Origin of the sequence: Sphingomonas sp. LH128 (assembly GCF_000293195.2) — a bacterium.
Lineage (GTDB): Bacteria > Pseudomonadota > Alphaproteobacteria > Sphingomonadales > Sphingomonadaceae > Novosphingobium > Novosphingobium resinovorum_A.
Window position 1 is genome coordinate 1 of sequence record NZ_ALVC01000440.1, and the last position, 3952, is coordinate 3952.

The window sequence follows — 3952 nt, forward strand, 5'->3', positions numbered from 1 at the left end:
CATGATCGAGGGGCCGGGCCATGTGCCGATGCACAAGGTCAAGGAGAACATGGAAAAGCAGCTGGCCGCCTGCGGTGAGGCGCCGTTCTATACCCTCGGTCCGCTCGTCACCGACATCGCTCCAGGCTACGATCACATCACCAGCGGCATCGGTGCCGCGATGATCGGCTGGTACGGCACGGCGATGCTCTGCTACGTGACGCCCAAGGAGCACCTCGGCCTGCCCGACCGCGACGACGTGAAAGTCGGCGTGGTTACTTACAAGCTGGCCGCCCATGCCGCCGATCTGGCGAAGGGCCACCCGGCGGCCAAAGTCCGCGACGATGCGCTGTCTCGCGCCCGTTTCGAGTTCCGCTGGCGCGACCAGTTCAACCTGTCGCTCGATCCCGACACGGCGGAGCAGTACCACGACCAGACGCTGCCTGCGGAGGGCGCGAAGTCGGCGCATTTCTGCTCGATGTGCGGGCCGAAGTTCTGCTCGATGAAGATCAGCCAGGAAGTGCGCGAGTTCGCCGCGAAGCAGAACCAGCCGGTTGAAACCTTCGTCGCCGCCGAAGAGGCGGAGGCCGGCATGGCCGAGATAAGCAAGGTGTTCCGCGAAACCGGCAGCGAACTCTACATGGGTTCGGGGGGGCGCGAGCACGACTGAAACGATACGTGTCCGCCGTCATTCCCGCCCGGGCGGGAATGACGGCGTCGCATCGGAAGGCGCGCGCTACCGGCGGTCTATGAGCGATGTTCCCGGAGGCGCCGGGCCTTCAGGCCTGCGGGCGCGTCGAGTTGAAGAACAGCGCCTGGCTGATCGTTGCGCGCACGGTGGTTTCCTGGAACGGCTTGGTCACGAGGTAGGTCGGCTCCGGCCGCTCGCCGGTCAGCAGGCGTTCCGGGTAGGCGGTGATGAAGATCACCGGCACTTCGCCGAACTTGAGCAGGTCTTCCACCGCATCGATGCCCGAGCTGCCATCGGCCAGCTGAATATCGGCAAGGACGAGGCCGGCGGGGTGCTTCTCGAAGATTTCGATCGCCTGCTTGTGCGTGGCGGCGGTGCCGACGACGGTATGGCCAAGGTCGGTTACGAGACCTTCCAGCTGCATCGAGATCAGCGGCTCGTCCTCGATGATGAGGACGCGGGTTGCGCTTTCCCCTTCGATCTCTGCAATCGCCTGGGAAACCAGCGCATCGACTTCCTCGACCTCGAGGCCGAGGATCGTCGCGGTTTCCTCGCGCGTGAATTCCTCCACCGAGGTCAGCAGCAGGGCCTGGCGGTGCGTCGGCGCGACGGCGGCGAGGCGCTCCTGCGCGGCCTGCTCGTGCCCGCCGCCGATGTCGCCCGCGGGTTCCTCGACATGGCCGGTCGACCAGATGCGCGTGAAGGCCTCATACAGCGCGGCGCGGCTGCGGGCGATGGCATCGCGCAGCGAGCGGTCGGCGAGGGCCGCTTCCAGCGTCGCGCGGACATAGGCGTCGCCCGAGTGCTGCGAGCCGGTGAGGGCGCGCGCGTAGCGGCGCAGGTAAGGCAGCTGGATCGCAATCTGATCAGAGACGGACATTCAAGTTCCTCAAGGCCTATGGGGGAAGTTGGCTTCCCGATTGCACGTCGATGGGCGCCCTTTGCGCCTGAAGGCCGGTGTCGTTTGTCTGACTCCGCCGGGCGTATAGGGCAACCGGAAAATTTTTTGCGGTGAGACGCTTTTTCGGGAACCAACGAAGGGGCGCTACGTTCCCACAATATCACCACTGGCTCCCCCACCCCCCCGCAAACCGGTGGTGATCCGATCCCGGAGGCCCTCGCCCACTCAAGTGGACGGGGGCCTCAATTTTTATGGGCCATGATTGTTCCGCCGATCCTGCGGAAATACGGCAAAGTTTTTCGGGAAGTTTTTCGGTCTGGCGCTGATTTCTGTCGCTTCCGCAACGAAATGGGCGATTTCAGGACATTGCCGGGAACTATTTTCGCCGCACCGCCGTTAGCTATCCGACTGGTTTTCTCAGAGGAGGGTAACGCAATGTCGACTGTTGTCGAAGCAGGCGTCGAAGGGGTCCAGCCCGAAAAGGTCGCGCTCAGCGACCGTGATTTCCGCCGCGCGCTGGCAGAGGTAGCGCCGCACCTGCGTGCATTCGCGCGCGGTCTGTGCGGCTGCCGTGACCGCGCCGACGATCTGGCGCAGGAAGCCATGCTGCGGGCATGGGCGGCGCGCGAGCGTTATGCCGCGGGCACCAACTTCAAGGCGTGGACCTTCACCATCCTGCGCAACCATTTCTACTCCGAAGCCCGCCGCGCCCGCTTCCATGGCGAGTACGACGAGCTGGCTGCAGAGCGCATCCTGCGCGCCGAAGCCAGCCAGGAAAGCGCCGTCGAACTGGCGGACGTCCTGCGCGCGCTGACCGCCATTCCCGAAACCTATCGCGAGGCCCTCGTGCTCGTAGCGGCCGGCAACCTCTCCTACGAGGAAATCGCCGATATCTGCGGTATCGCGCTTGGCACCGTTAAGAGCCGCATCTGCCGCGCCCGCGCGATGCTCTCCAAGATCATCGAATCCGGCCAGCTGCCGGACTTCCGCCACAACTTCGTGCTTGGCGGCGAGGCGATCGACGCCTTCTTCGGCGAACTGGTGAAGATCGCCAATGTCAATGCCGACACCGCTCGCCTCGCCCAGCGCGTGGCTGCCTGAACCGGGACAACGTACCTTGGATGCGATGGTGGCCAACTCCGGGAAAATCCTCATCGTCGAGGACGAGTTCCTGGTAACGCTGCAACTGGAAGATATCCTTGCCGATGGCGGCCATGCCGTCGTCGGCACGGTTCCGGACATGGCTTCGCTAGGCATGCTGGGTGATGTTCCTGATGTGGCGCTCGTCGATCTCAACTTGCGCGACGGGCTCACCGGCCCGGCCATCGCACGCGATCTCTCCGGCCGTTACGGCGTGCGGGTGATCTACGTCACCGCCAATCCCGGCCAGATCGACACCCCGGCGCCTACCGCGATCGGGGTCGTCCAGAAACCCTTTACACGACAGGCGATCCTCGCGGCGATCTCCTATGCCCTTGCCGGATGCCCCGACAGCGCCCGGCCACAGGAACTGGAGCCGCTGCAACTGCGCACCTGACGTTTCACGAGTAGGAGAGGGGCCGCAAGAGCCCGGGCCTGATGACAAACACAACAGGGCCTGAGAAGAAGGCGAGAGGATGAGCCAAGTCGTCCTGCAATGCCTGCAATACTATGGCGCCGCTGCGGGAACCGTGGCGGCGCTTATCGTATCGCTCGACCTCGGCCGCAAATGGACCGGCTGGGGCTTCGTCATTTTCGTCACCAGTTCGATCGCCCTGGTGGCCTGGGGATTCCTCGACGACAAGGCCGAGGGGATCGGGCTGCAGAACGTGGCGCTGTTCGCGATCAACTGCGTGGGCGTGTGGCGGTATCTGCTGCGGCGAAAAAGGCCCGGCTGACCCTTATCCTCCCTGTCGCGCAGCGATGGGGAGGTGGCGCCTACGAAGTCGGTGACGGAGGGGGTTTTGTATTCCCAGCCCCTCCACCACCCGCTGCGCGGGCGGTCCCCCTCCCCATCGCTGCGCGACAGGGAGGATAAACCACCGCAAAGGGCGAAACCGGAAAAGCCGGTTTCGCGTGGGCCACCGGACCCGGTCACTTCGGCTGGTAAGTCTGCTCGATGCCGGGGAAGCTGCGATCGCGCACTTCTGCGGCGTACTGCGCGGCTGCTTCCGAAACCACCGAGCCCATGTCGGCATACTTCTTCACGAAGCGCGGCACCCGCTCGAACATGCCGAGCATGTCCTCGGTAACCAGTACCTGCCCGTCGCACTGTGCCGAGCCGCCGATGCCGATGCTGGGACAGGCGATGGCGCGGGTGGCTTCGATGGCGATCGTCTCGACGACGCCCTCGATCACGATCGAGAACGCTCCGGCTTCGTCGAGCGCCTTGGCATCGGCGA

General features: G+C 64.7%; 6 protein-coding genes. 4 read left to right on the forward strand and 2 right to left on the reverse strand.

The features are described from left to right. Window positions 1-649, forward strand: a 649-nt coding sequence (locus LH128_RS27430) for a phosphomethylpyrimidine synthase ThiC (protein ID WP_008832961.1), incomplete at its 5' end; no start/stop codon positions are given. Between the two features lie 109 nt (window positions 650-758). Here LH128_RS27430 and LH128_RS27435 read toward each other — a convergent pair. Further along, window positions 759-1550: a response regulator gene (locus LH128_RS27435; protein ID WP_008832962.1), complete on the reverse strand. Its 792-nt coding sequence runs from the start codon at window positions 1548-1550 to the stop codon at window positions 759-761. A 456-nt stretch (window positions 1551-2006) separates the two neighbouring features. On the opposite strand from LH128_RS27435, the gene LH128_RS27440 reads away from it, so the two are divergent. The 3 genes from LH128_RS27440 to LH128_RS27450 all read left to right on the forward strand — a co-directional run bounded on the left by LH128_RS27440 (window position 2007) and on the right by LH128_RS27450 (window position 3448). Next, on the forward strand, window positions 2007-2672 hold the full coding sequence (locus tag LH128_RS27440; protein WP_008832963.1) for a sigma-70 family RNA polymerase sigma factor: 666 nt from the start codon (window positions 2007-2009) through the stop codon (window positions 2670-2672). 25 nt (window positions 2673-2697) lie between these two features. Beyond that, window positions 2698-3108, forward strand: coding sequence for a response regulator (locus LH128_RS27445; protein WP_037521693.1), 411 nt, complete (start codon window positions 2698-2700; stop codon window positions 3106-3108). 79 nt (window positions 3109-3187) lie between these two features. Continuing rightward, window positions 3188-3448 (forward strand): hypothetical protein, encoded by a 261-nt coding sequence (locus LH128_RS27450; protein ID WP_008832965.1) that lies wholly within the window; start codon window positions 3188-3190, stop codon window positions 3446-3448. A 196-nt stretch (window positions 3449-3644) separates the two neighbouring features. Here the strand turns inward: LH128_RS27450 and LH128_RS27455 are convergent. After that, window positions 3645-3952, reverse strand: a 308-nt coding sequence (locus LH128_RS27455) for a 3-methyl-2-oxobutanoate hydroxymethyltransferase (protein WP_008829839.1), incomplete at its 5' end; no start/stop codon positions are given.